26 protein-coding genes, 1 pseudogene and 1 riboswitch are annotated in these 26,787 nt (G+C 45.7%); of the genes and pseudogenes, 16 read left to right on the forward strand and 11 right to left on the reverse strand.

Annotated elements, in window-relative coordinates:
* Nucleotides 1-65 precede the first annotated feature (65 nt).
* Nucleotides 66-1,334, reverse strand: a complete 1,269-nt coding sequence (locus FKV70_RS01375; protein ID WP_142611598.1) for an MFS transporter — start codon at nt 1,332-1,334, stop codon at nt 66-68.
* Between the two features lie 376 nt (nt 1,335-1,710).
* Here FKV70_RS01375 and FKV70_RS01380 point away from each other — a divergent pair.
* The 5 genes and pseudogenes from FKV70_RS01380 (at nt 1,711) to FKV70_RS01400 (ending at nt 9,874) form a co-directional block, all read left to right on the forward strand.
* A pseudogene (locus tag FKV70_RS01380) lies at nt 1,711-3,480 on the forward strand (acid phosphatase).
* Nucleotides 3,481-3,756: 276 nt separating this feature from the next.
* Nucleotides 3,757-5,163: a sucrose-specific PTS transporter subunit IIBC gene (locus FKV70_RS01385; protein ID WP_064795502.1), complete on the forward strand. Its 1,407-nt coding sequence runs from the start codon at nt 3,757-3,759 to the stop codon at nt 5,161-5,163.
* Nucleotides 5,164-5,181: 18 nt separating this feature from the next.
* Nucleotides 5,182-7,440 (forward strand): beta-glucosidase BglX, encoded by a 2,259-nt coding sequence (bglX, locus tag FKV70_RS01390; RefSeq protein ID WP_142611599.1) that lies wholly within the window; start codon nt 5,182-5,184, stop codon nt 7,438-7,440.
* Nucleotides 7,433-8,824 (forward strand): glycoside hydrolase family 32 protein, encoded by a 1,392-nt coding sequence (locus FKV70_RS01395; RefSeq protein WP_142611600.1) that lies wholly within the window; start codon nt 7,433-7,435, stop codon nt 8,822-8,824. The genes bglX and FKV70_RS01395 overlap by 8 nt, the downstream gene beginning before the upstream one ends.
* A gap of 216 nt (nt 8,825-9,040) precedes the next feature.
* The gene (locus FKV70_RS01400) at nt 9,041-9,874 is read left to right on the forward strand and encodes an AraC family transcriptional regulator (RefSeq protein WP_142611601.1); all 834 of its coding nucleotides are present in this window, start codon (nt 9,041-9,043) and stop codon (nt 9,872-9,874) included.
* Nucleotides 9,875-10,068: 194 nt separating this feature from the next.
* On the opposite strand, the gene queF is transcribed toward FKV70_RS01400, so the two are convergent.
* From queF to FKV70_RS01430, 6 genes are all read right to left on the reverse strand, one after another.
* Entirely contained in the window at nt 10,069-10,566 is a 498-nt protein-coding gene (queF, locus tag FKV70_RS01405) for a preQ(1) synthase (protein WP_007429143.1), read from the reverse strand.
* A gap of 430 nt (nt 10,567-10,996) precedes the next feature.
* Nucleotides 10,997-11,875, reverse strand: a complete 879-nt coding sequence (gene queE, locus FKV70_RS01410) for a 7-carboxy-7-deazaguanine synthase QueE (protein WP_142611602.1) — start codon at nt 11,873-11,875, stop codon at nt 10,997-10,999.
* Nucleotides 11,868-12,359 (reverse strand): 6-carboxytetrahydropterin synthase QueD, encoded by a 492-nt coding sequence (queD, locus tag FKV70_RS01415; RefSeq protein WP_142611603.1) that lies wholly within the window; start codon nt 12,357-12,359, stop codon nt 11,868-11,870. Before queD ends, queE begins: the two co-directional genes overlap by 8 nt.
* The gene (queC, locus tag FKV70_RS01420) at nt 12,352-13,035 is read right to left on the reverse strand and encodes a 7-cyano-7-deazaguanine synthase QueC (RefSeq protein WP_142611604.1); all 684 of its coding nucleotides are present in this window, start codon (nt 13,033-13,035) and stop codon (nt 12,352-12,354) included. Before queC ends, queD begins: the two co-directional genes overlap by 8 nt.
* Before the next feature lie 135 nt (nt 13,036-13,170).
* Nucleotides 13,171-13,214, reverse strand: a riboswitch (PreQ1 riboswitch).
* Nucleotides 13,215-13,299: 85 nt separating this feature from the next.
* A complete protein-coding gene (locus FKV70_RS01425; protein WP_142611605.1) occupies nt 13,300-14,004 on the reverse strand; it encodes an AIM24 family protein in 705 nt (234 codons plus the stop codon).
* Nucleotides 14,005-14,028: 24 nt separating this feature from the next.
* The gene (locus FKV70_RS01430; RefSeq protein ID WP_142611606.1) at nt 14,029-14,469 is read right to left on the reverse strand and encodes an SH3 domain-containing protein; all 441 of its coding nucleotides are present in this window, start codon (nt 14,467-14,469) and stop codon (nt 14,029-14,031) included.
* A 314-nt stretch (nt 14,470-14,783) separates the two neighbouring features.
* Here FKV70_RS01430 and FKV70_RS26015 point away from each other — a divergent pair, with 314 nt between their 5' ends.
* The 3 genes from FKV70_RS26015 (at nt 14,784) to FKV70_RS01440 (ending at nt 16,986) form a co-directional block, all read left to right on the forward strand.
* On the forward strand, nt 14,784-14,939 hold the full coding sequence (locus tag FKV70_RS26015; RefSeq protein WP_167669705.1) for a hypothetical protein: 156 nt from the start codon (nt 14,784-14,786) through the stop codon (nt 14,937-14,939).
* Nucleotides 14,940-15,163: 224 nt separating this feature from the next.
* The gene (locus FKV70_RS01435) at nt 15,164-15,931 is read left to right on the forward strand and encodes a hypothetical protein (protein ID WP_142611607.1); all 768 of its coding nucleotides are present in this window, start codon (nt 15,164-15,166) and stop codon (nt 15,929-15,931) included.
* 71 nt (nt 15,932-16,002) lie between these two features.
* Nucleotides 16,003-16,986, forward strand: a complete 984-nt coding sequence (locus FKV70_RS01440) for a helix-turn-helix transcriptional regulator (protein ID WP_063207609.1) — start codon at nt 16,003-16,005, stop codon at nt 16,984-16,986.
* A gap of 40 nt (nt 16,987-17,026) precedes the next feature.
* Here the strand turns inward: FKV70_RS01440 and FKV70_RS01445 are convergent, their stop codons facing one another.
* The 4 genes from FKV70_RS01445 to FKV70_RS01460 form a co-directional block, all read right to left on the reverse strand.
* Entirely contained in the window at nt 17,027-17,698 is a 672-nt protein-coding gene (locus tag FKV70_RS01445; RefSeq protein ID WP_064795493.1) for a 3'-5' exonuclease, read from the reverse strand.
* A gap of 243 nt (nt 17,699-17,941) precedes the next feature.
* Entirely contained in the window at nt 17,942-19,864 is a 1,923-nt protein-coding gene (locus tag FKV70_RS01450) for a 5'-nucleotidase C-terminal domain-containing protein (RefSeq protein ID WP_142611608.1), read from the reverse strand.
* A gap of 199 nt (nt 19,865-20,063) precedes the next feature.
* Nucleotides 20,064-20,489 (reverse strand): ImmA/IrrE family metallo-endopeptidase, encoded by a 426-nt coding sequence (locus FKV70_RS01455; protein WP_142611609.1) that lies wholly within the window; start codon nt 20,487-20,489, stop codon nt 20,064-20,066.
* Nucleotides 20,490-20,500: 11 nt separating this feature from the next.
* Nucleotides 20,501-20,974 (reverse strand): helix-turn-helix domain-containing protein, encoded by a 474-nt coding sequence (locus FKV70_RS01460; protein ID WP_142611610.1) that lies wholly within the window; start codon nt 20,972-20,974, stop codon nt 20,501-20,503.
* 278 nt (nt 20,975-21,252) lie between these two features.
* Here FKV70_RS01460 and FKV70_RS01465 point away from each other — a divergent pair, with 278 nt between their 5' ends.
* From FKV70_RS01465 to FKV70_RS01495, 8 genes are all read left to right on the forward strand, one after another.
* Nucleotides 21,253-21,741, forward strand: coding sequence for an ArpU family phage packaging/lysis transcriptional regulator (locus tag FKV70_RS01465; RefSeq protein WP_142611611.1), 489 nt, complete (start codon nt 21,253-21,255; stop codon nt 21,739-21,741).
* A gap of 107 nt (nt 21,742-21,848) precedes the next feature.
* Nucleotides 21,849-22,703, forward strand: a complete 855-nt coding sequence (gene ant(6), locus FKV70_RS01470) for an aminoglycoside 6-adenylyltransferase (RefSeq protein ID WP_142611612.1) — start codon at nt 21,849-21,851, stop codon at nt 22,701-22,703.
* Between the two features lie 324 nt (nt 22,704-23,027).
* The gene (locus FKV70_RS26845) at nt 23,028-23,162 is read left to right on the forward strand and encodes a hypothetical protein (RefSeq protein ID WP_280115057.1); all 135 of its coding nucleotides are present in this window, start codon (nt 23,028-23,030) and stop codon (nt 23,160-23,162) included.
* Nucleotides 23,159-24,019 (forward strand): hypothetical protein, encoded by an 861-nt coding sequence (locus tag FKV70_RS01475; protein ID WP_244310607.1) that lies wholly within the window; start codon nt 23,159-23,161, stop codon nt 24,017-24,019. The genes FKV70_RS26845 and FKV70_RS01475 overlap by 4 nt, the downstream gene beginning before the upstream one ends.
* A 10-nt stretch (nt 24,020-24,029) precedes the next feature.
* Nucleotides 24,030-24,248: a YqzN/YkzM domain-containing protein gene (locus FKV70_RS01480; protein ID WP_142611614.1), complete on the forward strand. Its 219-nt coding sequence runs from the start codon at nt 24,030-24,032 to the stop codon at nt 24,246-24,248.
* 2 nt (nt 24,249-24,250) lie between these two features.
* Nucleotides 24,251-25,717, forward strand: a complete 1,467-nt coding sequence (locus FKV70_RS01485) for a phage tail sheath family protein (RefSeq protein ID WP_142611615.1) — start codon at nt 24,251-24,253, stop codon at nt 25,715-25,717.
* 122 nt (nt 25,718-25,839) lie between these two features.
* On the forward strand, nt 25,840-26,247 hold the full coding sequence (locus FKV70_RS01490) for a phage tail tube protein (protein ID WP_013369776.1): 408 nt from the start codon (nt 25,840-25,842) through the stop codon (nt 26,245-26,247).
* A 98-nt stretch (nt 26,248-26,345) separates the two neighbouring features.
* Complete coding sequence (locus FKV70_RS01495) at nt 26,346-26,780, forward strand: phage tail assembly chaperone (protein ID WP_007429164.1); 435 nt, start codon at nt 26,346-26,348, stop codon at nt 26,778-26,780.
* Nucleotides 26,781-26,787: the final 7 nt, after the last annotated feature.

Genomic DNA, 26,787 nt, shown 5'->3' on the forward strand with positions numbered 1-26,787 from the left:
TGTGGCTTGAGTTAGTTGTTTATGAAGGTGTGCAGCGGCCGAGATGACCGCCGCACGTTAGCCTGTTACACTTCGGCTCCATTTTCTTCCGCCCAGCGATTGAGGGTTTTGTCTGTAGGAAGTAGAAATGTTAAAATGCCGAGCAGTGGCAAAAAGCCACACAGGAACATGATGTTGGTAATGCCTACTTTGTCGATCCAACTGCCGAGCACAAGTGCGCCCACCCCACCCAGACCAAAAGCCAAGCCTGTAATGAGACCGGACACCGTTCCGATTTTGCCAGGCACGAGCATCTGTGCATATACGACTGTGACCGAAAAGCTGGACAACATAATAAATCCGATAATCGCCAGCAGGATCGCCGTCCAGAATTGGTTGGCATAAGGCAATAGCAGGGCCAGTGGTGCAGCTAATACCATGGACAGAAAAATCATATTGCGTTTACCAAACCGGTCTGCCAGCGGGCCGCCAAAGAAGGTGCCCAAGGCTCCAGCTCCGAGGAACAGGAAAATGTACAACTGTGCATCAGCCAATGGCATTTTAAATACTTCCATCAGGTAAAACGCATAGTAGCTTCCGACCGACGTCGAATACCACGAACGAACAAATACCAGCAGAATGAGGACAATCATGGCAAACATAATGCGGCTGCGCACTTCGGGCTTCATACGGCGTGTTGCCGCTTTTTTGCGTGCAATGCCTTCTGTACGCAGGACGTTACCGTACCAGCGGGCAATGAACGATTGCACTACAATCCCGGCTGCCGCAATACCTGTGAACCAGATGGCGCCAAATTGCCCCAACGGGATAAAAATCCAGCTCGTGAGCATCGGTGCCAGTGATTGACCTGCATTGCCGCCGACCTGGAAAATGGATTGTGCCAATCCCCGGCGTGATCCTGCCGCCATATGGGATACGCGCGAGCCTTCCGGGTGAAAGGCAGCTGAGCCCAGACCTACGAAGATGACTGCGACTAGCACTGCTTTATAATCGGCAGCATAGGCGAGCAGCAGCATGCCAGTCAGCGTAAAGCCCATACCGATAGGAAGGATAGCGGGCGTAGGCCGTTTGTCCGAAAACAAGCCAATTACAGGCTGCATGATCGAAGCTGTGAAGTTGATGGCGAATGAAATCCAGCCGATCTGCGTGTAGTTTAGGCTCATAGAATCCTTCAGGATTGGAAAGATCGCTGGAATGACCGATTGAATCGAGTCATTGAACAGATGAACGAAACTGATCGCAATCAGAATTACAAAAACGGTGCTTTTCGCTTGCGGCCCCGGGAGGGGGAGCGATTGGCCCGTTTCTTTTTTTGTAGCCGATTTAGTAGTCATGGCAACCTCCGGGTATGTATGTATATTTTAAGATATAGGAAGCAATCCATTTGCAGCAAATGGCTGAAAGGGGGATAAAGCCCCTCTTTCCTCCTCGCTGCTTGCCCATTCTGCTGGATACTCTTTATTGCTCGATCCTTTATTTCACAACAGATTAACTTGCCCTGAGTGTATGATATTTGCATGAATTGGTTCCATGTTGAATGTTGTTGATATTCTTTTTACATATAAATAAGCAAGCAAAATTTAACAGAACGAAGCTCTTTATTTAACAAACTTAAGATATGATTCTTTATGTCATACATCTTGTTGTATAGATAATAGCTCCGTAGAAACAGTATGCAGAGCACAAGAGAAGAGAGGATCTGATTTGAGAATGAAATTGCTAAAGAAACCATTATCAGTTGCATTATTATCTTTACCTTTACTTCTAGGTTCTCTAGGTGGAAGTTATGCGAGTGCGGCCACGCTGCCAACAACAGTAACTCCAACAGAACCGTCATGGGGGTATTTTGTAGATCATTATAAAAATAATAGTGCTGCTAATAAGACGGAAAGCTCCAATTCGACTCTCGGATTGCTTTCTGAATTTAATAAGCTTTGGACTCCTGGCGCTACCTGGGACACAGGCACCAAGCTAAACAGCAGTGTACTGGACGCTAATATTCAAAAGGTGATCGATATCGCTGCCCGTCGCACTGCCGGTGAGGCCGATGCGGCTTACTTGGATGATCGCCGAAATCAGAGCTACAGTATAATCGACGGTCTGGGTTCGCTTACTGATATCTATCGAAAGAAGGCAGGTGCGACGACAACAATCAACGACGTCCCGGCTGATGCCACAACTAAAAAATATGAAGATGAGGGAACGAATGTAGGGGACACAAGCTCCAGTCTTGGTAACATCGTGAAACTGGTCAATACCTTGCGTGGGGATTACTCTACGACCAACCCGGCTAAATCTTACTTTAGCTATCCTCGTCCGTTCCGCTGGAGCGATAATTCAGTGGTTGTTCCCAGTCTGATCCCTGCACTCAAATCTGATGCTACTAATGATGGCGGCTTTCCTAGCGGTCATACCAATGCTGCGTATCTCAGTTCTATTGCCATGGCCTATGCCATGCCGGAGCGTTATCAGGAATTGCTGACACGAGCTTCGGAGCTGGGTAATAACCGCGTTGTTGCTGGTATGCATTCCCCACTTGATGTTATGGGGGGACGTGTCATGGCAACAGCGATGGCGGCTGCCATCCTGTCCGATCCAGCCAATAGCAGCTTGAAGAAAGCAGCTTATCAGGATGCTCATACGCAATTGTTGTCCCAAAAGGGTACAGCCCCAGATCGATAAAGCAACTATGCCACGAATAAAAAGAATTATAATGAACGATTAACGTACGGATTCAGCCCAATTAATCCAACGACGAAGCCAATGACAGTGCCTAAAGGAGCGGAGGTATTATTGGAGACACGCCTGCCTTACCTTGATAGCACACAACGCCGTTGGGTATTGGCCACTACAGGTCTTCCATCTGGATATCCTGTGCTTGACGATGCCGAAGGATGGGGACGATTAGACCTGTTTTCCGCTGCGGATGGCTACGGTGCTTTCGTCAATAATGTTACAGTCAATATGGACTCCTCCAAAGGCGGTTTCAATGCATTGGATCGCTGGCGCAACCATATTTCTGGGGTTGGAAAGCTGACTAAAAAGGGCACAGGTACGTTGAAGCTTATGGGTAGCAATACGTATACCGGCGGTACACAGATCGATCAAGGCATACTTGCAGGGAATTCGGAGACGGCCTTCGGAAGGGGCGCAGTTACAAATAACGGGGGAACTCTTCTTAAAAATAATTCTGGAAAGCTGGTTGTTAGCGGGAATTACAAACAAACTGCCAAGGGAAAACTTGAGCTCAACCTGCAAAGTAAAAATGATGTGCTCAAAATTAAGGGAACAGCCCAACTTAACGGGAAATTACGCCTGAATTTTTCTAATAAATATGTACCAGCTAGCGGCGCCACCATTATAACCTATGGTAAACGCAATGGGGCATTCTCTTCCATTGAAGCAGCGGGTTTACCAAGCAATTATAAAGTGAAGGTGGTCTATACAGCTAATAGTGTTCAGTTAAAAGTCACAAAGTAACCAAATAGGACAATTAAAGGTGCACCTTTAAAATACACCGGATCAACTATGAAGTTATCCAGTGCTCATTCTGAAGGTGCATTTTTTGTTCCCGTACAAAGCCGATTTCTCGGTGTTATTTATAGCCAAGGGTATAAAAAGGTCAAAATTTGACCTTAATGTAGTAAAATAATCGCACTGTTTGAAAGCGCAGTCATGTTATTCTTAAGAGGCATATTAGTCCAAGTTTTAAGGGTTCAGACTAACTAAGAGGAACAGAGGAAAGGAAGAAGACTGATGAGTCTTGAAAAAGAATACGTTAAAATAGCCCAGGATGTCATTAAAGGGCTTGGCGGAGAAGACAATATTATTTCTATGGCACATTGTGCCACACGGCTGAGATTGATTGTAAAAGACAGGGACATCATTGATGATGAATTTATCGAAAATATTGATAAGGCAAAAGGGGTGTTTTTTACCTCTGGACAATATCAGATTATTTTTGGAACCGGTACCGTGAACAAGGTTTACGAAGCGATGGTCGGCCAGAACGTATCTGCGACATCGAAGGCAGAGCTGAAAGAGAAGGCCTCAACCCAAGATGATAACTTTTTCAAAAGAATGATCCGCGTTTTCGGGGATGTATTTGTTCCCATTATCCCTGCATTGGTAGCTACCGGCTTGTTTATGGGAGTTAGGGGCTTGGTAACTCAGCCTGCACTGCTTCAGTTATTTGGACTTACACCGGATGATATTTCTGCGAATTTCATATTATTTACGCAAATACTGACCGATACCGCGTTTGCCTTTTTACCTGTGCTGGTATGCTGGTCAGCATTCAGAGTGTTTGGCGGGTCGCCGATCTTGGGGATTTTGCTCGGACTCATGCTCGTAAGTCCTTCATTACCTACATCCTGGGATGTCGCTCAACATGTGAAGGAACCTCTTTTATTTTTAGGCTTCATTAAAATCGCAGGCTATCAGGGCTCCGTTCTGCCGGCGTTCATTATAGGGATCGTGGGAGCGATGATGGAGAAAAGAATCAGGAAATCCGTTCCTGAGGCATTGGATTTGATTCTGACACCGTTTCTGACATTGTTGCTCACACTGGTACTGGGCTTGTTCGTGATTGGTCCCATCTTCCATGAAGTAGAGGTTTTAATATTATCGGCAGTTACAGCTATTTTGAAGTTGCCGTTTGGCATTGGCGGGTTTATTTATGGTGGCATTAATCAGATTATTGTCGTTACCGGGCTGCACCATGCGCTCAACCTGATCGAAATACAAATGCTGGTAGATGGCGGCTGGAATATGGTTAATCCGATTAGCTCGGCATCTATTTGTGCACAAGCGGGTGCGGCGTTAGCTGTCGGCTTGAAATCCAAAAGATTAAAAACCAAATCTATTGCTTACCCGTCTGCTGTGTCTGCACTACTCGGCATTACAGAACCCGCTATTTTTGGGGTGAACATTCGATATGGCAAACCATTCGTGATGGGCTTGATTGGGGGAGCAGTTGGAGGATTCTTTGCACGTATCTTTAATGTTCAGGCCACAGGCATGTCGATTACAGCTATACCTGGTTTGTTGCTGTATTTGAATAATCAGATTTTTCTGTATGCTTTCGTTTGTTTAATCGGTTTTGGTGTCGCATTTGCGTTGACGTGGATCTTTGGATTTAAAGAAAAAGTAGAGAACAAATAAAATTTAGTGGAGAAAATCATGGACAACAAAACATTGCTTGAAAAATTGAATACCCTTTCAATAGAAGAGAAAATTGGTCAGCTTATTCAACTGACCGGTGATTTTTTTGAAGGAGACATGGATACGGTTGTGACGGGCCCTTTGAAAAAACTGGGGCTAAATACGGACTATAATATTTATAATACGGGCTCCATATTAAACATTACCAACCCGGAAAAAATAATTCGATTGCAAACCGATTATTTGGAGAAATCGGCTCATAAAATCCCACTGTTATTCATGGCAGATATTATCTACGGATATCGAACCATTTTCCCGATTCCGATCGCTCAAGCATGTAGCTGGAACTATGAGGAGGTAGAGAATGCCGCTTCGATTGCCGCCCGGGAGTGCTACGAGGAAGGCATTCATGTAACCTTTTCCCCTATGGTAGATTTGGTGAGAGACCCTCGCTGGGGGCGGGTGATGGAATCGCCTGGTGAAGATACCTTGCTGGCGCAGAAATATGCCCAGAGCGTAGTGCTGGGAATCCAGGGAAACAACTTGGAAGGTGGAGCCGTACCAGCCCATAAAATTGCTGCTTGTGTCAAGCATTTTGCCGCTTACGGAGCACCTGTCGCCGGACGGGAATACAATGCCGTGGATCTATCTGAGCATGCATTGCGAGAATATTATTTGCCTGGATATCAAGCTGCAATAGAAGCGGGTGCCAAGCTTGTCATGACGGCATTTAATACATTGAATGGGATCCCTGCGACTGGAAACGAGTGGCTTAACCGTAATGTATTAAGACAGGAAATGAATTTTGACGGTGTATTGATCTCGGATTACGCCGCTATTGAAGAGCTAATCATGCATGGTTATGCCGAAGACGAGACTTCTGCCGCCAGGCTGGCACTGTTGGCGGGCGTGGATGTGGATATGAAAACGGCTGTGTACGCTAATCAATTGAAGAATGTAATAACTGGTAACGATTATATGCTGGAGCTTCTGAATGAAGCTGTATACCGTGTCTTAAAGCTGAAAAATGATTTGGGGCTGTTTGAGGACCCATTCCGCGGATTACAGGAAATCGTTAAACGTTCAACCAGCAGCATTTTGTCAGACGATCATAAACAAGCGGCACTATCCCTGACAGAGGAATCTGTGGTGCTGCTGAAAAATGAAAATAATGTATTACCGTTATCAAGGGAAATGAAGATAGCTTTGATTGGTCCCTATGCAGAAGAAAATTCTACCTTGGGCATGTGGGCGATTAAGGGGGAGGAGACAGACACTATAAATTTGAAAACGGGGTTGTTACAGCTGGTTGGCCCCGACAATCTCTCGGTATGCAGGGGGAGTTATCTGCTGCCTGTTGATGCAAGGAAAACGTTCGATAAATATGCGGACAAACTGGCGGTGGAAACAAGCTCGGAGGAAGATCTACTGCAAGAAGCCATTAGGAATGCAAATGAAGCAGAAGTCATAGTCCTTGCCTTGGGAGAAAGTATTTATCAGAGCGGAGAAGGTGGATCACGAACGAACCCGGCGCTTCCAGAGCCGCAGTTGAGACTACTTCATGAATTAAGCTTATTGGGCAAAAGGATCGTTCTGATCGTATATAGTGGAAGACCTTTGATCCTTACCGATGTTGCTGAAAAGGTGGACGCGATTATTCAGGCCTGGTATCCGGGCACGATGGGCGGAGAAGCGCTGGCCAATATACTGTATGGAGAAGTAAATCCGTCTGGGAAATTAGCGATGACCTTTCCACGTAGCGTCGGTCAGATTCCGGTATACTACAATGAGCTGAATACAGGCAGACCGAATTTAAAAGAAAATGGCTCTTACCGCTTTGCGTCCCGATATATAGACGAAGTGAACGAACCCTTGTATCCGTTTGGCTATGGCCTATCCTATACCTCATTTGAATACAGTCTATTAACCGTCAGCCAAAAGGAAATGAAAACAAATGAGTCAGTGGATATCCGCATTTCTGTATCCAACACTGGAACGTATGCTGGGAAAGAAACGATTCAATTATATATTCGCGATAAATTTGCAAGTGTGGCAAGGCCAGTGAAGGAATTAAAAGACTTCAAAAAAGTATTTTTGCACAGCGGCGAAACTAAAATTGTTGAATTTTCAGTGGATGAAGACATGCTTAAATTTTATGGACGTGAAATGGAATATAAGAGTGAACCTGGCGAATTTGAGGTTTATATCGGTTCAAGCTCACAGGAAACTTTGCTAAGCTTTAGTTTTACTTTGTTACGGGAGGATCAACATGAATAAAAGCGACGCTTATCATCTTAAATATCATATTACTCCTCCCTACGGGCTATTAAATGATCCTAATGGACTTGCCTTTTTCAAGCATCAATATCATGTGTTCTATCAGTGGAACCCCAAAGGAACCGAACATCGAAACAAATGCTGGGGTCATGTTGTTTCCAGCGATCTGGTGCATTGGCAAAGGAAAAGTGTTGCGCTAGAGCCTTCGGAATGGTATGACAAGGACGGCATTTATTCCGGCGGCGCCATAGTGCATCAGGAAAAACTGTATCTGTTTTACACAGGAAATGTAATCAGGGATGACGGTGTCAAGGAAAGCTATCAATGCGCAGCCATCTCGGAGGACGGGGAGCATTTTCAGAAAATGGGCCCCTTATTCGAACATCCCAAGGGCTATACCAGACATGTCCGAGATCCCAAAGTATGGAGAGATCGGAATGGGAGCTGGTGGCTGATCGTGGGCGCTCAAAGAGAGGATTTGACTGGAGATACGCTTATCTACAAATCCACAGATTTGTCTGTTTGGGAATGCCAAGGATCATTTTTGGAGCATGATCGTGAATTCGGATATATGTGGGAATGTCCTGATCTACTTCATTTTGCGGAAAATGATATTTTTGTCTTCTCTCCACAGGGTTTACCGGAAGCAGGCGAATATTATAGAAACCCTAACCAATCGGGATATATGGTTGGGAAATTTATGAATACAGGAAAATTTATCGGGAACCTTGCCCATTTTAAAGAGCTTGATCGAGGGTTTGATTTCTACGCGCCACAGTCATTTAAGGTGAATGACAGAACCATTATGTTTGGGTGGATGAGCGGCATGAATGAAGAAGCGGAGAGGGCTGTTCCCACCATTCAGGAAGGCTGGATTCATGCGCTGACTTTACCTAGAGAAATAGTGCTATCTAACGGTGTGCTCTATCAAAAACCATTGCCGGAATTACAATTGTTAAGACTGGAGGGTGTGCATTCCCAGAAGGACATTCACAAAAATGGGGTTTGGCTGCTGCCTTCTTTGCAGGTGGAATGCATTGTTCATTTATCGAAGCTTACAGAAAACTTCAAAATGATCATAAGAAATGCTGTGGAAATTAACTATGATTCGGCAGAAAACAGTATAACCGTATGGAGAACAAACTGGTTGACCAACCAGAGGGAGTACAGAAAAGCAACGTTAGCCAATCAACTTGCAGACATGCAAATATTTATAGAAAGCTCAAGTCTGGAGATTTTTCTGAACGAAGGCGAGGAAGTATTTACTCTGCGGTATTTCCTGGAGGATACGGAACAACGCACTGTGGTACTTGAAGCAGGAGACAATGAAGGGAAAATTGAGATTTATCAGCTACAGGAATGTGATGTCATAATCAATCCTTAAAACGATATGAGTATCTTTCACCTGTAGAGCTACAAGCAGGCAAGAAAAGGCTGTTCAAGACTCCGTTTGCGAGAAGAACTGCCTTTTTTTGTATTGGTCGACTGGATAGATTTCAGCTTGTGTAGGCATTTTACTATCGGTATAGTATGAGTATTAGAGTATATGACTGAATATAAATTACTGTTGATTACTCATAGCTGGTTACTGAGGTGTCGTATGAAAAAAATATATGAACATATCGAAATAGACAGAAGAAAAATGATTAACCTCTTTATGTTTCAATCGACAGATACAGAAAGAGTCATCCCGATGCATTTTCACAGCAATATGGAATTAATCTATTGTACAAGTGGAAGTCTGAAGGTGTGGCATGAAGGAAAGATAACCATTTTGAAGGAAAAGGATGCACTGTTTATTAACAGCAATGTACCGCACTCCACCCAAAGTATTACGGAAAATCAAGTCGTTGTATTGCAATTTCCAGCTACCTTTTTTGCCAATGAACAAGTATTCATCCAATTAAACACGCAAGAGCGAGAAGTTGAACATACTATACTTTCTAAATTAAGAGAGTTGTTTATGGATATATATAACCTGCATGTTTCCAAAGGAAGATATGACTATATTTTAGAGCAAAGCCGAATTATTGAACTTAAGTATTTGCTTGTTAATCATTTTAGTCAGGCAGCAGACTTACAGCCAGAAATATTTAGTGAAAAGCAGCAAAAGATAAAGACCATTATGGATTTTATTAAAGAGCATTATGCTGAAAATATTAGCCTGGCGAAAACAGCTCGAATCTGCGGCTATTCGGAGGCCTATTTGTCGAGAATGTTTCATGAATATACAGGTCAGACGTTTACGGAGTACAAGCAAGTTCTTTGTTTGGAAAAGGCAATTGATTTATTGGAAACAACGAATAAGCCACTTACAGAAATTTCTTACGAGGCTGGCTTTCCAAATGAAAAATCATTTAGAAAAGCTTTTAAGGAAGTTATGGGCAAAACCCCTTATGAATATAAAAAATCAAAATTTGATCTGAGTGTGTAAAACTCACAAGTACGACCGGCATCTTGAGTTCATGCTCTGAAGTCCATTTTTGCCCAATTCCAAACCTATAATTTTATGAGTATATAAATTCATCCTATTTTTCATAAATATCAAGGGGCTGTCCCTGAGTCGTTTTAAGACTTTTACAGGATAGCCCCTTGGTATTTTTACACTGGGTCAGAAGAGCTATGAGCTTATCGATTATCTACGGTCTCCGGGTACATATCATGATTCATCATGCGATGCTCGGCCATTTGCTCATACTTGGTTCCCGGTTTTCCATAATTTGTATAGGGGTCAATGGAAATGCCGCCGCGTGGCGTGAACTTGCCCCACACCTCGATATAACGCGGGTCCATCAGCTTGATCAGGTCATTCATGATAATGTTAACGCAGTCCTCGTGAAAATCACCGTGATTGCGGAAGCTGAACAGGTACAGCTTAAGGGACTTGCTTTCAACCATTTTAATATCAGGAATATAGCTGATGTAGATGGTTGCAAAATCAGGCTGTCCTGTAATCGGGCACAGGCTGGTGAACTCCGGGCAATTAAACTTCACAAAATAATCCCGGTACGGGTGTTTATTATCAAAGCTTTCGAGAATGGCAGGATCATAAGCAAAAGTGTATTGTGTGCCTTGGTTACCAAGCAGGGTAACGTCGGTCATTTCTTCGGGTTTTCTTCCGGTCATATTGAGTGAGGCTCCTTAAAGTTGGTTTAGTGGTAAAAAGGTAGGGAGTTATGGTGGTGGAGAGGCCGCTCCGCGAAGGATTTGAGCTTCCGATCGCTGTTGAAATGGGATTCTTGCTGATCATTTAAAAGATGCATAGGTTAGAATCCCATTTCAAAGGCGAACACTATCGCTTCTCCAGCTTCAAATCCTCCGCTCCGCTGCCGACCGCCGTCATCACCATAAAATCCCTGCTCGTTTACCTGTCGGTTGGGCAGAAGTGAGATTTCGCTCCTTATATTTAAAGAGCGTTATTTTATGGAGAAACTCCGTCCTCACGGACGAGGGTTTCTCTTGTTTTATAGCTTTGAGGTGTCGAGGGTGTACTCGACTAATTTGACGTATCTTGTGTATCACATACAGCTTATATGGAATATATTGTATATGCATGTTATACGCCGCGTTTGTTGCCCCATACGAGGGTGTGGAGCTGCGGGAGGACTCTTACATCGTTGAGTCGGGTATCGTCCATAACTCGGTCGATAAGCCATTCATAACGATGTAAAAGAGACTCTGCGATCTGTCCAGTGTTCTCCGTGTTCACATCGGGGTTACCCGTCTGGAGGAACAACGGTACGTGTGGATAGCGCTCGTGAATGGTGCGGGCATAGGCAAGATCGGTGTCATCGAAGATCACGACCTTCAGGCTGCATGCTCCAGTGTAGAGTCTGACTGATTCATCCTCATATTGCTTGCTGCACGTTGGGATCGAGACGTTTGTCGCAGACTTGGACGCTCCAGCTATCTTTTGATTTGACAGACGGGCTACGATATCATCCAGCACGTCCCAGTTGGTCGTCATGCCAGAGCTGGGTGGCTTCGGGGACAAGGTCACCTCATCGATATCGTACAGCCATTCCTGCCAGCGGGAACCTTGGGTTTCGACGGCGATGGCCATGCCTTGACTGCGTAGCAGGGTAACTAGCATCCCGAGCTGTGGCAGCAGGGCAGGATTACCTCCGGAAAGGGTCACATGCGAGAACCGTTCGCCGCCGATGGACTGTAGTTCCTGCCATATCTCAGTGGCACTCAGACGGCGAATTTGATCTTTGGCGCTGCCATCCCAGGTAAAAGCGGAGTCACACCATGAGCAATGGTAATCGCAGCCTGCGGTACGCACAAACATCGTTTTACGACCAATGACCATCCCTTCGCCCTGAACGGTGGGACCAAACACCTCCAGTACAGGAATAGAGGCTGCTTTAGCCTTGTCGGGTGTAGTCATAGGTTGGTGCGTATTTATGGTATTAGCAGTTATAGTATTACTCATCGAACATCCACTCCCGTCGGAACTCGGCGTAGCTGGTAGGTGTCTCGAACAGCCGTACAAACTCGGTACGTCCCCCTTCAACACGATTGCAATATACATCCGAGGTCAAGGCTGACTCCATTTGTTCAAAGATCCAGACGACCATATTTTCCGCCGTTGTATTCATTGGAGGAAGCGTCTCATTCAAGTAACGGTGGTCCAGAAAAGGCTCAATTCGCTCTTTCCAGATCGTTTTGATATCGCCAAAATCCAGCGTCAGCCCTGTTTCTCCTGGTATACCGCTTATGCCGAATACGACGACATAGGTGTGACCATGCAGATTTTTGCATTTGCCTTCATAACAGTGCAAATGGTGTGCTGCATCGAACGTAAACTGTTTGCTGACGAGTACACGTTTGCGGTGATACCGGAGCTGAGAGCGCTCAATGTCTGTCCCAAACTGCTGAAGCTTGTCGACAATACGAAAGGTACCTGGCTCACGCATGGCCTTCAACTCCCTGGGATGAAGCGCCGCGAACCGTGAGATACTGCTCCAGTCCAGCACGACGGAGATTGCAGGCAGGACATTCCCCACAGCCATCGCCAATGATGCCGTTATAGCATGTTAATGTACGGGTTCTCACAAATTCAAAAGCCTTCAGCTCATCGGCCATTTGCCAGGTTTCGGCCTTATTCAACCACATGAGCGGGGTATGAATCACAAAGGGATAGTCCATTGAAAGGTTCAGTGTAACGTTCAGCGATTTAATAAAGGAATCCCGGCAATCGGGATAGCCGCTGAAATCTGTTTCGCATACGCCTGTAATGATGTGGCGCGCTCCTTTTTGCTTGGCGAGAACCGCTGCAAAGCTCAGGAACAATAGGTTGCGACCGTCTACAAATGTGCTAGGCAGTTCGCCTTCCTCTTGAGTAATGTCAATGTCGGAACGTGTGAGGGCATTCGGGGCAAGTTGGTTGAGCAGGCTCATATCCAGTACCGTTTGCGGAACACCTAGCTCTTTGGCAATTCCGGCGGCAACTTCGATTTCCTGCTTGTGGCGTTGACCGTAATCGAACGTCACAGTTTCTACTTCGGCAAAATGTTTTTTTGCCCAAAATAAACAGGTTGTGCTGTCTTGGCCGCCGCTGAATACGACGACTGCTTTTTCGTTTGCAAACATAAAAAAACCTCTCGATCTTCTTGGAATGGTGTAAGACACAGCGTCTTGTCACTTGGAAGAAAGAGAGTTCTTGAACCGGCTTCAACAAAAAACAGGCCTTGCCCCGCAAATTCATTTTTCAATGCGGAGGACAAAGCATCGTTAGTTTTTTATAGAGGGAGTTCGCGAACCTCTCCCATGCGCTAAGCATGGATTTTCTTCATTAGCATCTGTCACGAGGACAGACCGCTTCATTGATAGCATTGCCATTATAGCATGGCAGGGCTATTTGATAAACACTCCACCAAATGGAATGACTTCCCTTAAAAATCGTTTGATCACACCATCGTCGTTCATATCCTGCTGGAGCCGCCGATGATGCTCACCTGCATGAAATAGTACGGTACCGTGTCCCGTCATTTTAAACTGATAGTTCATATGCTGGCTGGCCAGATGGTTACCGTATACGGTTAACTCCAGCTTGGCATTTTCGGGATAGGCTATGACGCTGCTTGCATCGACATAGATCGGCTCTGACGGATGAAGCTGTTCTTGACATACCAATCCCTGTGTCAAAATACCGATGTGACCTGTCCCGTCAAATTTCATTTTAATGACATCACGGCTAAACAGCATGTTTTTCATGCTTAACAGCTTGGTACGCATCTGGATGCCGGAGCTGTACCAGAACAGGTTGCGAAAATCGTATAAGAGATCATCGCTTCCTTCAAGCTTGATCATCTTCAGACTAAAGCCAGGAGGAAGGGCGGCAATTAGCCGACAAGCCCCTGTGAAATCAGCTTGAATCAGTTTGTGCTTGCGATACATGCCTTTAATATTCATCAGCTTATCACTGCGGCCTGAACTGGGTCCGCGATATGCGATGATTTGCTGCGGATGCAGAACATGCAGCTTCTCTCCTTCAGCCAGATCGAGCGTTATGACCGAACCGACACTTTCATCATGGTGTTGTCCTGCTTGTATGTCCATGCAGACCTTTCATCCTTTCAGGTGTTAGTATCTTCCCGAACGTCGACGCATCCCGTAACGCAATAGTCGGATACCGATAAAATAACCAGCCAGCAGAATGATAGCCGTGATGATGAGCATTTTATTTCGGTGTGAAGCCTGATCGCGCTGGGCTTGAAGATTTTTTAGTTCTGTAACGGTGTCATTCAGCTTGCGGTTTTGCTCCAGCAGTTGGGCGTTTTGCTTCTGATAGGTTTCAATGCTGGAACGGGCCTTTTCCAGATCTTCCCGGGTTTGGCGATAGCTTTCCTTGAGCTGGTACACATCGCCGGGCAGGCGTGAAAACTGCTCAAAGCCTTGATATACATCATCCCAATAAGCAGCATGAACTTCGGGTACACGGGTGACTCCAAAAATAAACAAAAGCGCTATAGCAGCGCAGATAATGCGGCGGTATAAGGCAAAGTGACAAGTTGCTCGTGCCAAGAGATGTCCCCCTTTTGATAAACCAGGATGTTAGATGATATAGATCATTACCCACATCACATGGTTACGTACAATATCATGGTTTGGGTGCAGATTTTAGAATATACTGACGACAAAGACGGGAAAAGATGATCAAAAAAACTCGATATATTAGTTTAAGTGTACCCTAAAACGGGTATATCAAGGAAGCGGCAACCTTCCGGCATTTTTCCCAGCAAACCAGTCAAGAATAATCCGCACCTGATCAGGGCTTGGATAGGAATATGAATGAATTGAAATATATAAAAAATGGATATAAAAGGAGATTTTGGAATATGAACGAAAGAGAACAAAACTATACCATTTTAAAAATTACTGTCAATGGAAAACCATTATCAAAGGAGCTCATTGTGGACAGCACTACTTTTGCTCCTATATCCGATGTTTGCACAAAAACGAATATTTCTTTAACAGAAACCTCAATTTCATAAGTTTAAATATATGAAGTAGACTATCATGTAGCCCGGCATACGCCGGGCTATTTTTGCGTATTTATGCAATTTGAAAGGATTAAAATGTTATTTCGCGAATTAGGTCCCCTTTCATAAAGATTACCATGTATAATTTTCACAATCAAACATATGTTCCCTGACAATATAGTGTCAGATAACACTGTTAATTTAGAGTTACATGTTCTTTTAGGGGGAATTTACCAGTGGTGAAGTCAATGCTCAATGTAACGTATACATGGGACAGAGAGTCTATATCTGCGAATGGGTCCAAACAAGTAAATCTACTGATAGAATGGGGCTATGGAGCTATACGTAAAAGAAAAGGGAACCTAATACCGAAGGCATCGGGATGTGACCTTCAACTTCAGTTCAGTCCAGAAAACGGGGTAAATTTATTAAAAGCTGAAGGGGTGAGACTTGGATTTAAAAAATCAGAAAACGGTGATTGCATGTTTGTTCACTGTGGGGATGTGCGGCGGGGCAAATATAGACAAGCTATTTTGACGTTTTCTATCCCTGCTCACGCGTCCGGAAGACATACGATTGGAATGATCGAGTGGAGCTGGCGCAAGCCATCGCAGGAAAAGCGAACGCTGATCCGGACGGACCAGCTCTATATCCATTACACGCATCATCTTGGTTTGCTGAGCATGCCATCCAACCCGAAGGTGGAAAAATACATAAAGCTGAATGAGACGTCCCCAATTGTGAAAAAGGCGTTGCGTATGTACGAGAAAGGGGAACCTGAGCGAGGAGCGTTCATCCTTACGAGACAAGCAGATGAATTGCTTATATATGCAGCCAGAAGCGAAGACATGGATTATCTGGAGGAAGCCGAGTTACTTTTGTCCATACGCAATAAATGGAGTGGGTCTTTTGTATCGTTTAAAGCGTATAGCTCTAAAGTCTTTTTTAATAAGGAAATATTGATAGGAGATGTTCATTTTACGGAGAATGATAGGTTGAGATAGATAATTATGCTAGTTTATTTGTGCAAATTAGTCAGTCTAATTTACTATCTTTTTGTAAAGGAGAGACTTCCTTGACTGATCGGTTGATACGTTTAATGCGGATTATTACTATTGTTCAGGCAAATCCGGGGATATTGGCAAGAGAGCTTGCCGAACGTTGTGAAACATCAGAACGTACCATATACCGAGATATGGAGGCGCTAAGCGCCATGCATATTCCGATCGCGAATATGGGGCATGGCAAGGGGTACATCTTTATTAGCAATTTTGCTTTGTATCCTCTAAATTGGACAGAAGAAGAGGCAGAGGCTTTTACCAAGCTGGGAGAGATTATGGAAACGATCAAGCCTCTCTTACCGCCAGCTTTTGAAAGTGCTTATGAGAAAGTGATGGCCTCTAGTCAGAAAAAAAAGATGGACCAGACGAGCTTCGCGCAGGAAATGAAAAATATCATCCGGCTCGGCTCGACACTTGATCGGGAAAACCAGCCCTATCTGCTCAGGCTGATTGTTTTGGCGAGTCTTACGCAGCAGACAATTGAAGCGGAGTACAGCTCGCCTCAAAACGAAGATGTGTCATTGGTGCAAGTAGATCCTTATTGTTTGGTTCCTCAAGACCGGCGATTCTATATGCTTGGTTTTTGTCATAAGCAATCCGCTATGAGAACCTTTCGGATCAGCCGCTTTCGGAATATGAGGATTTTGCCGTATACGTTTCAAAAAAATACATCTGAAATGGAAATGTTTTTTAAAGGTACCTGGTCGGTGACCAAAGGAAACCAGAATATTCGGTTTGTGGTACGTTTTTCCGCCAATTCTGTATATCGGGTTAAAGAAGAGGAACTGTTCATCAAGCCTCTTCTCAAGGACTTGCCGGATGGTAGCTTGTTGTTTGAGGTGACGGTCAATCATGACCGTGAGTTTCTGGATTGGCTCACATCTTATGGAGCTGAGGCTGAAATTCTGGAACCTTTACGTTACCGCAAACGTATGCAAGAAATGCTGCGAACCTGGGGGGCGTTTTATTTCGACAAAAAGGCAGGAAATCAGGAATAACAGGGGGGGATACCCCGGAACGGGCCGGGGAGCTATCTGCTTAACGGTCCTTAAACAGGTTGGCGAGATTGCCGAAGGGACTGTACTGTTCCTGTTCTTCTTCTGGTGAAGAGTAGACGAGCTTCGAGCCGCGGCTTTCCTCATCGTCAGCAGCATTATGAACTAAAGTAATACGATCAAAATGGTGCATGAAAACCTGAGCGGTGTTCACAGCATCATCCAATGCCCGATGCTGTTGACCGTCAAAGTCAATGTTGCACAATTCCAACGCCTGAGACAAGCTCAATTGACGATACTTTCCATTGGAACTAAACAGACGGGAAATTTGCTTCTGTATATCATTTGTATTATGAATCCAGCCGAGATCTACATGATGGGTACGACAATGGGACACCAGCTTCTGACGGTCATCCGGACCCCATGCGCATAAATAATAAGGCGAATCCGTACCGAGCCAGGCAATAAATTGCTTCACGGCTTCAGGAAAGAGTGGAGCAGCATCAATGTCTCGTTGAGTAATACCCGTGAATTGAACGGTATCTGTAGAGAGCACAGGCCGATTCGATGGTCTTACAAAACTGTGAAATGTATCTGCAACGAATAGGCCATCGTCTCCCTGAATAACTTTGACGGCACCGATATCAATGATTTCAGAGGAATATCTGGCGTTACGGCTAACAGTAAATTCAAGATCATAAATAATGTATTGCATTTAATGAACTCCTTCCACACATAACTGATCCCGACGGATAACAGGACAAATGTTTTCTGCCCGAATGACTCTTCTCCATCATACCTCTCGCTTCACAACTTGTCAGCGGTTAAAAGGCTTGCTTTCAAAAAAAATATGCGATGTCCAAATGGGCTTGGACTATCGCATATCTATAAACTCCCTGACATACAGCAGCATCCAAAATCACTTGGATTTCGAATGCTGCTTATACTAGCTATGGAGTTAGGCCGGGAGGTCTAACTTTTGTCCTGGATAAATACGGTGAGGATTTTTCAATTTATTCAACTGCTGAAGCTGTTGCCAGGTGGTACCGTGTTTGCGAGAAATGGCATACAGTGTATCCCCGGATTTTACAACATATACATGGCTATTTGCAGCTTGTGCAGCAGTCGATGCCTGCTGTGGCTTGGCGGTTTGAGGCTTTGCAGGTGCCGATTTCGCAGGTGTCGATTTCGCAGGTGCTGGTTTTACAGCCGCTGTGGAATCGGATTGTGGTTTCTCCTGCTGAGGTGCTGGTGTCGCGGCTGGAGCAGACGGTACAGTTTGTGTGGCAGGGACAATAGCTTTTCCATCTGCCTTGGCTTCTTGAATACGGCCGTCCGCTTGTACTTGCAGGCTAGTAGAGCCGGTCTTTTGCATATAGCGGATTAACGCTTCATCCAACGATCCGAACATACCTGCTTGTGGATATTTAGCGAACATCGTATATTGGTCACCGCCTACGGCAGTAAAATCATTGGTAGCCAGTGTATAGGTTGCCTCAGGATCAAGGGCCTTTCCACCAATCAGGATGGAGTGAACACGGCTGCCTTTGGCTGCGGAGGTGTCTATTTTGAACGAGATACCGGACACCTGTGGGAAACCCCCGCTTGGTTCCGGGTAGGCGGCTGTGCCATTTTCCAGTGCAGCCTGAAGGTCAGAGCCCTTTACTTTCAAGGTAACAATTTGGTTGCCGAAAGGCAATACAGTGATGATGTCTCCCTTGGTAACCGTGCCTGCTTTGATGGAAGCGCGGATACCGCCACCATTCGTTAAAGCCACATCTGCCCCCGAAACGTCACGCATAGCATCGGTAAGCAAGTCGCCAAGATTGGTTTCACCCGCACGCACCTTTTCGCGTGCTCCTTCCAGATTTACACTCGTTTGTGCTACCACCTCTTTAAGAATAGGTTCTTGATCTTTCTGAATGGAGGAGATTAATGCAGCAATTTCAGCATTCGGCTGAACGCCGGCAGCTTGAGTCGAATCGATCAGCTTCGCTTGCTTTTGGACAACCTTACCGCCGTCTACCCATAGATCCACCACACCCAGATACTTGGTGTATTCACCTGCACTGGCGATCAACGTGCCGTTATCACCGATCAGGCCTTTTTCGAGTACGGTATGGCTGTGTCCGTCGATGAAAATATCAATGCCGGGCACTTCCTTCACGATCTTGAGGCTGGTATCTTTGCTGGACGCATCTTGCCCCAGATGACCCAGAGCCACGACGACATCTACTTTGCTGCGAATTTCGTCTACGGCCGCCTTGGCTTCCGCCGCAGGGTCAGTGAACTGAATGCCTTCCACATTTTTAGGGTTGGTTTTATATGCCGTTTCAGGTGTAGTCAGACCGATAATGCCGATTTTAACGCCATCGACTTCTTTAATAGTATACGGTTGGAACAAACGTGTTCCGTCCGTTTGCTTAATGTTGGCGCTCAGCACAGGGAACTGAATCTCCTTGCTCAATTCAACCAGATGCTTCCAGCCGTAATTAAACTCATGGTTCCCCGGAACCATTGCATCATAGCGCAGCTTGTTAATTACTTTCACAATACTCTCACCGTTAACCAGGGTAGCAAAGGTCGTTCCATGAACGGTATCCCCGTCATCCAGCAGCAATGTATTGGGATTAGCAGCGCGGTATTGGTCGATGATTCCTGCCAGCTTGGCGAAGCCCATTTCCTTGTCATTGGCCACCACGTGAGCATGGGTATCATTCGTATGTAGGATGGTGATGTGTTTGCCGCTGACTGGAGTCGTTGTTGTCCCCGTTCCCGCTGTCCCCGCATTGGTAGCTGGGTCCGCTGCTGCAGTGCCGAGACATCCGAACAGAAGCGCGGCGGTCGTCAAGATCGACGAGAGTTTTTTCCATGAGTTCATGTTGTTCCTTCAACCTCCCATAAAATGAATGAATTAGAGAAACCGCTTACGTCCACATTTTATCAGATGATTGTAAAAATAACTTCTATTTTATATCAAAGCACTACATTTTTTTGATCTATCGGTTGTTAAAGCTATCGTCAAATTACCTACTATTATAGAGGAGTAATAAAATGAACAGGAATTCATAGAACGAGAACTAACGTTCTGTTTTGTAGTCAAAAAAAAGGGCGGTTTCTTTAGGCAGCCCGATCCGCGGTAAATAGTGATCCAATGTTTCGTCAGCCAGCGGCGGATTCCCTTCACTCAGCAACAGTACGGCAAAGCGATTGGCCTGCTGTTCAAATTTGCCGGGGGAAAAGTAGGAATGCTCTTCCATAAAAAAGCGGCTAATCCCTTTATGCAGTCGATCATGGCCCAATTCATGCGCACAGACAAAACGTTCCCATTCTGGTGTAAGTCCATTGTGAATGACGATAAATCTCCTGCGTAGCTTGTGATAATACAACCCTTTGGTTGTGGAGCCCAGATCGCAGTAGCGGATATGGATGCCTAGGGCATTCGCGATATCGAAAGGGCAATTGGTACGGTATTTTCGGACAAGTTTGTGAATGAGTTCGTTCATACGTTCACCTACTATCCCTGATCTTTGCTCGCACCGGGGTCGGCGGGCTTTTTATGTTTGTTCATTTGCTTGGCTTCCCAGAACAGGCCTGTCAGTACGTCCTTGATCCGTTGACGGTCTTTTTCATCCAGTGGAATGCCATCAAACATTAATTCGTCGTCTTCCTCCAGCATTTTTTTAAAATCCCGGCGGTCTTTGGAAGTTGCCCATTCCGGCACAGTAGAACGATAAAGTTCATGCGGATTTTGCTCGATTGAATCATCGTCGGTCCAATATCCAGCCGCCTTCATCATTTCAGTATAGGGTACGCTGAGTGCGTCTGCTATTTTACGGAGGGTGGAGGGTTTGGGAACGCCGCGGAGTCCATTTTCGATGCGGGAAATTTGTGAATTACTAATGCCTGCGGCATCTGCTAATTGGTTGATGCTCAATTGCTTGTGCTCACGCTGCTGTTTTAAGTAAGTTCCGAATGCTGGCTGTTCCACAATGGAGCTCCTTTCTGCATTAGAATCATAGGTTTAGCTTTATTATACCATTAGGCAAATAGTAAAAGCACGTAATATGCCAAAAGGCATAGAAAAATAGAGCGAATATCCTGTTTTTGGGGCTATATTGCTTTTTTTCACGATGGATACCTATCCTAAATAATGTTATGTTATACTCAAGATGCGAACAAAAGGGGAACACAATGTAAACAAATGCGTTTTTCTATTTTAAAAATACATCATTGTCAAAAGGCATAATATAAGGAGTGTTGCTTTTTATGAGAAATAACTTACCCGAATTAGACCGTCGCAAAACGCAGAATGCATTGGAGGGTGTGTTTGAGAAATACCGGATTTATAAAACAATAACCTTTATGGATCGGGAAAGCTTTATCACTGCTGGCTATACGGATCGCCCGAACGGACCCACAAATGTGACAAGCGACCCAACGGCCCGGACTGCCGTATATAATGTAGATGCTCCTGCCGCCCGCTTGGCCTATTGCCAAATGGTGGATGCGGTAGTGAGCCGCTTGAATGAACGTGAACAGCTGCTTATCCGTGAGCGTTATTTAAAGGATGACGATGTGTTCGATTACAAGGTCTACAATTATGTGTTGGACCCGCCAGTCAGCAAGGATACGTATACGAAGCTTCGTACGCGTGCTTTTTACAAAATGGCGCTAGCGCTGGCAGACCAAGGTGTTTTGAATCTGGCAGGCTTGCAGAAGAGTGCGGATCGAAGACTGGGTTCGGTAAATGCATAGGGGTCATAGCCTGTGGCTCTATTAACCTAGATAGCAAGGAGTATGCACCACAACGGCGAATAAGAAGCATAGGTTCGTAATTAAGATGGGAACGGAGGAAGGATGCATTGAGAAGTGAACAAGAAATGCTGGATATGCTTGTAAAGTTTGCTATGAACGATGAAAGAATACGCTTGGTCACGCTGGAAGGATCGCGTACAAACTTCAATATTCCTCCCGATTCATTTCAAGATTATGATATTTCTTACTTTGTAACAGATATGGATTCTTTCAGGGAGAGTGATCAATGGCTTCACGTTTTTGGGAATAGACTTATGATGCAAAAACCCGAGGATATGGAGCTTTTTCCATCAGAACTAGGCAGCTGGTTTTCATATATCATTCTTTTTGAGGACGGGAACAAATTAGATCTGACACTGATCCCCATGAACGAGGTAGAGGATTATTTTACGAATAGCGATGGTTTAGTAGAGGTTTTGCTTGATAAGGATGCACTGATCCAAGAGGAAGTGATCGCAAACGATCGTCAATATTGGATTAAAAAGCCGACGGCAAGGGAATTTGATGATTGCTGTAATGAGTTTTGGATGGTCTCGACTTATATCGTAAAAGGATTGGCGAGAAAGGAAATCCTGTTTGCTATCGACCATTTAAACGAGATTGCACGACCTAATTTGCTGCGCATGATGGCTTGGAAGATTGGATCAGAGCAAGGGTACACCTTTAGTGTAGGAAAAAACTATAAATTTATAAATCAGTATCTTCCTAATGAAGATTGGGAAAGCCTACTATCTACTTACTCTGAGAACGGCTATCGCGAAATGTGGCAGTCTTTACTTACTTGCTATGCATTGTTTAGAACATACGCTAAGGCTGTGGCCAGCAGTTTGAAATATGAGTATCCAGATTACGATGAAGCCATTACTAGATATACTGAAAATATTTATAATTCATTAAATTGAATGATATCAATAACCGCTCTTTTTAAAGGGCGGTTATTTTTTTGTGTGCAGTATCAACAATGAGATTAAGCGTGTTTTAATGATAGGAACAAATGTTCGCAAAATACCACCTAACTTCATCCCTAGTCTCTGCTTTTATCGTCCATTTCCCCGGCAGCGCATTCGTTATTAGGGTGTAAGATTATATCATCGGGAATCAAGACAAGAGGACATACCGAAGACACACACAGTCAAACGTTAGCCGGCCAAAAGGGCCGGTTTTTTCATGCGGTCATCGTCTTTGTCACTTCCCGGGAATTCGATGTATAGAAAGGAGGAGTCGTGTTGCCTAAGCAAGGGATGCTGCAATGCATGAGTACAAGGCTGCGCCGGATGAGAACATGGAACTGGAAAAAAGCCTGGCTAAACAGTTACAACATGCGAGCACAAGATACGCAAGGGTGGCATGCCACAGAATGAGACAGGCCTTTAAGCAAAAGCTCATTGACATTATTCCAGCGCTGCAAGGGCGTGTATACGATGTTCAGCCACCCTCGCAGACGGCAGAGGAGCCGTATGCGGTTATGGCACTGGGCGAGGAAATCTGGAAATCTTCCTGGGCCGGTTATCGGCAGGTTGTCCGCATCAAGCTGTACGCAGGACAAGCTGGGCTGGCGCAGGCGGATGTATGGGCGAATGCCCTGATTGCCGGGCTGCACCGGACACCGGTGACAGGCAAAGGTGAGGACATGTCAGCTTTTACCGCACATTATTTGGGCGTGCGGGATGCAGAAAAGCTGGACACAGTTACGGGTAAGGCCTATAGAACGCTGCGTTTTGGCGTGTATGTGCCTGAAACCGAAGGCGGTTCTGCTACTTCAGCATCTAATGCAGCACAGCCGGAAGAGTGGCTGGCAGCGCTGGTCCACTGGACGCAGAAGCAACTGGGCGAATCGTGGTCGGTATACGCCGACGCATGGCCTGCTCAGCCGCTCGGCCACGCGGTATTATGGCGGCTGAGCGGCTGTGAAACCCGGATGGCGGGAGCTTCCATGTATGAGCTCCGCAAACGGTTTATCGGGCATATCATCGCCCCGGATACCACCGAGGAAAACCACGCAGCTTCCGCGCTGGTTGAAGGCTTTGCCGCTCAAATCCAGCTTCCTCTGGAGCAGGACAAGGGCCGTTATATGTCTATGGCTGAAGCTTCAGCCGATTTACAGGCAGATGCCATTTTAGACGGTCAGCTTCGGTTGATGCTGGTGCAGCGGCGTATGCGTCCGGCTGAGGAAGCGGCGTTGATTCGTAGAGTGGAAATTCATCCTATTTTGAAATGAGGTGGTCTGAGTGACCTTGGAAAACCATGAGAAAAGCCTGCTAAATGCAGGGCAGGAAGCAAGTGACCCACGCTACACGCTGGAGGAACTAAAGGAGCACGCAGAATCATTGTTTTCTGTAAAAGAAGAAGTGCTGGCAGGCGCCTTTTTTGGCACACAGGACAAGCAGTTTACGGTAGCAGAAGCACACATTAAAATCGAACAATTTATGAAAGCGAAGGTGGATTAATTATGGCAGGCGGAACATGGGAAAACACGAATAAACCGGTATTACCGGGTTTGTATATGAATTTTCAGGCAGCAGCAGCTTCAGCGATTCAAGGTGGATCGCGCGGTACGGTCGTTGTACCCGTTAAGGCGAATTGGGGCCCTGTACGTGAGTTTGTAGAGGTTGGCAGTGAAACGGCTATTAGCCAAATCTTCTCCGGTGACAGTGAGAATGGTGCGACAGCATATTCCACGTTGTATCTGGCTTTGCTGGGAGGTCCAAAAAAACTGCTCGCTTACCGCTTGGCAGATGACACGGCTGCTGAGGCGTCTGTAACGCTAAAAAGTGGTGGCGAGACCCCAACCGATGTGCTGCGTTTGAAGGCTTTGTACACAGGTAGCCGCGGTAATGGTTTTGCCGTAACGGTACAGCCGACTTTGGGCGACGAACAAGCTCGAGAGGTGCGCCTCTATGAAGGAACCAAGCTGCTCGGTACGTACAAAGGCAGCGACGGCACGGCTGCTTCGATTGCCAAGGCGATGAACGAGAACAGCGAAAACGTATGGGTGAAGGCTGAGGTTGTCGGCGAAGGCGGCATTCCAGTGGATGTTAGCGGCGTTCACCTGACAGGCGGCAATAGCGGCAACAGCAAGCTGGTTAATGCCGATTACATCGCGATGCAGGAAGCACTTGAAGGACAGGATTTTAATGTGCTGGCCCTGGATTATGCAGCCGATCTGGCGTTGCTGCAAAGCTTTGCTGCCTGGATCAAACGTGTCCGGAATGAAGGCAAAGGCGTCATCGCTGTATTCGGCGGTTCTGCCGCAGATGATGTGTCCAAAACGGCTGTCAGCTTGGCTTCCGCACGTTCCCTGGCACTCAATCATGAAGGCATCGTGAACGTGGGCACAGGCGTACGTCTGGCAGGTACAGACTATAGCTCTGCCCAAACGGCTGTCTATGTAGCCGGACTGATTGCAGGCCAACGGTTGAACCAATCCGCAACGTATGCAGTTACGCCTTTTGAGGATGTAACCCGCCGCTGGACACGTTCCGAGCAGGAACAGGCTGTCCGTAACGGGGTTTTCCTCCTGTTCTTCGACGGTCGTCAGGTCAAAGCGCTGCGTGGAATCAACAGCTTGGTGAACCCGACGGCCGGACAAAACAACGCATGGAAGAAAATCCGTTCCATCCGTGTTATGGATGCCATTAACGCTGACTTGCAGCGTGCAGCCGAAGAAACTTATATTGGCAAAATCAACAACACAGTAGAAGGCCGTTTGGCACTCATCGGTGCGATCAAAGAATACCTGGCACAGCTGTCCCTGAGCAACGTAATCGAGGCAGATGGCTACGATGTCATTCTTGACCCAGCCTACTACGGTGATGCGCCAGTCATCAAACCAGAGCCGGACCAAGTGTTCCTGCAATGGAATGTGAAGCTCACCGACGTGATGGAGCAGCTGTTCGGCACATTTTACGTGCAATAAATAAGCATTTTACGCGCATAAGCATTTCGCAGGTGATCAGTAGGATTGCAATAGCATTTTAACAACGAGGATTTTGTGAAATCTCGAACTATATTATGAATTATTTTGAGGAGGAAAAAGAAATGTTGGATGCTTCAAGAGTTATTTTAGGTACGTTTGGTCAGGCATATATTGATGGGGTATGGCAGACACATATTAACAAGCTGGAAGCTAGCGTGGAAATTGATAAAAGAGAACTGAATTTGGTAGGTAATACGTGGAAAGTCCATAAAAATGGAGCTAAAAAAGGTACTGGAACGATGAGTGGTTACAAAGTAACTTCCGATATGATTCGTCGTGGTTTTGAGAAATTCGATATTATTTCCAAGCTGGACGATCCCGAATCTTTTGGACATGAACGTGTTCGTTTGATTCGCTGCATGCCGGATAAAATTCAATTGGCTAACTGGACTGCAGGGGAAGAAGTACCAGAAGAAACGACTTTCACCTTCGAAGGCTATGAGCTGCTTGACCCGATTGTAGCGAACTAAATTGGTTAACGGGGAATGGGATGTTGTCAGGTGTCCCGTTCCCCAAATGTATATAAGAATTGTGAAATTCTGAAATAAACAATAAGGGAGAATGACTTATGAGCTTGAATGAGAATATGACAGAAGAACAAATTTTGGACAGTCTGTTTGAAGCCGCTGAAAAACTTCCAGAAGAAACAGTTCGTATCAAGCGCCTCGATATGAAAATTGTGCTGCACGGTCTGACCTCCAGTAAGGTAGACAGCATTCGTGAACGTTGCACGATTCGTCGAACCGTGAAGGGCGCCGTTGATGAAAAAGTAGATACCGAAACGTTCAACGCCTTGTTGATTTCGGAAGCTACCGGAAAGCTGGAAGTGAAGGGTCTATCCCTTAACGGTTGGGGCGATCCTCGGATTACAAGCCGCTTGAAGCTGTCCGGTGGCGAGCAGTCTGTCCGTCGTATGCTGCTGGCGGGTGAACTGGACGCAGTAGGGGATAAAGTGCTGGAACTGTCCGGTTTTGGCGTTGAGATTGCTGATCTAAAAAACTAATCAGCTC

The sequence above is a fragment of the Paenibacillus ottowii genome (assembly GCF_006874425.1).
Taxonomy (GTDB): domain Bacteria; phylum Bacillota; class Bacilli; order Paenibacillales; family Paenibacillaceae; genus Paenibacillus; species Paenibacillus ottowii.

What these genes read in the sequence shown, in the direction of transcription:
- FKV70_RS01475 (WP_244310607.1), top strand. Translation starts at nt 23,159, where the DNA reads ATGAGACAGGCCTTTAAGCAAAAGCTCATTGACATTATTCCAGCGCTG.
- FKV70_RS01455 (WP_142611609.1), bottom strand. Translation starts at nt 20,489, where the DNA reads ATGAACGAACTCATTCACAAACTTGTCCGAAAATACCGTACCAATTGC.
- queD (WP_142611603.1), bottom strand. Translation starts at nt 12,359, where the DNA reads ATGCGTGAGCCAGGTACCTTTCGTATTGTCGACAAGCTTCAGCAGTTT.
- queC (WP_142611604.1), bottom strand. Translation starts at nt 13,035, where the DNA reads ATGTTTGCAAACGAAAAAGCAGTCGTCGTATTCAGCGGCGGCCAAGAC.
- FKV70_RS01450 (WP_142611608.1), bottom strand. Translation starts at nt 19,864, where the DNA reads ATGAACTCATGGAAAAAACTCTCGTCGATCTTGACGACCGCCGCGCTT.
- FKV70_RS01490 (WP_013369776.1), top strand. Translation starts at nt 25,840, where the DNA reads ATGTTGGATGCTTCAAGAGTTATTTTAGGTACGTTTGGTCAGGCATAT.
- FKV70_RS26015 (WP_167669705.1), top strand. Translation starts at nt 14,784, where the DNA reads ATGAACGAAAGAGAACAAAACTATACCATTTTAAAAATTACTGTCAAT.
- bglX (WP_142611599.1), top strand. Translation starts at nt 5,182, where the DNA reads ATGGACAACAAAACATTGCTTGAAAAATTGAATACCCTTTCAATAGAA.
- FKV70_RS01445 (WP_064795493.1), bottom strand. Translation starts at nt 17,698, where the DNA reads ATGCAATACATTATTTATGATCTTGAATTTACTGTTAGCCGTAACGCC.
- queF (WP_007429143.1), bottom strand. Translation starts at nt 10,566, where the DNA reads ATGACCGGAAGAAAACCCGAAGAAATGACCGACGTTACCCTGCTTGGT.
- FKV70_RS01465 (WP_142611611.1), top strand. Translation starts at nt 21,253, where the DNA reads ATGAGAAATAACTTACCCGAATTAGACCGTCGCAAAACGCAGAATGCA.
- FKV70_RS01495 (WP_007429164.1), top strand. Translation starts at nt 26,346, where the DNA reads ATGAGCTTGAATGAGAATATGACAGAAGAACAAATTTTGGACAGTCTG.
- FKV70_RS01425 (WP_142611605.1), bottom strand. Translation starts at nt 14,004, where the DNA reads ATGGACATACAAGCAGGACAACACCATGATGAAAGTGTCGGTTCGGTC.
- FKV70_RS01485 (WP_142611615.1), top strand. Translation starts at nt 24,251, where the DNA reads ATGGCAGGCGGAACATGGGAAAACACGAATAAACCGGTATTACCGGGT.
- queE (WP_142611602.1), bottom strand. Translation starts at nt 11,875, where the DNA reads ATGAGTAATACTATAACTGCTAATACCATAAATACGCACCAACCTATG.
- FKV70_RS01385 (WP_064795502.1), top strand. Translation starts at nt 3,757, where the DNA reads ATGAGTCTTGAAAAAGAATACGTTAAAATAGCCCAGGATGTCATTAAA.
- FKV70_RS01375 (WP_142611598.1), bottom strand. Translation starts at nt 1,334, where the DNA reads ATGACTACTAAATCGGCTACAAAAAAAGAAACGGGCCAATCGCTCCCC.
- FKV70_RS01400 (WP_142611601.1), top strand. Translation starts at nt 9,041, where the DNA reads ATGAAAAAAATATATGAACATATCGAAATAGACAGAAGAAAAATGATT.
- FKV70_RS01395 (WP_142611600.1), top strand. Translation starts at nt 7,433, where the DNA reads ATGAATAAAAGCGACGCTTATCATCTTAAATATCATATTACTCCTCCC.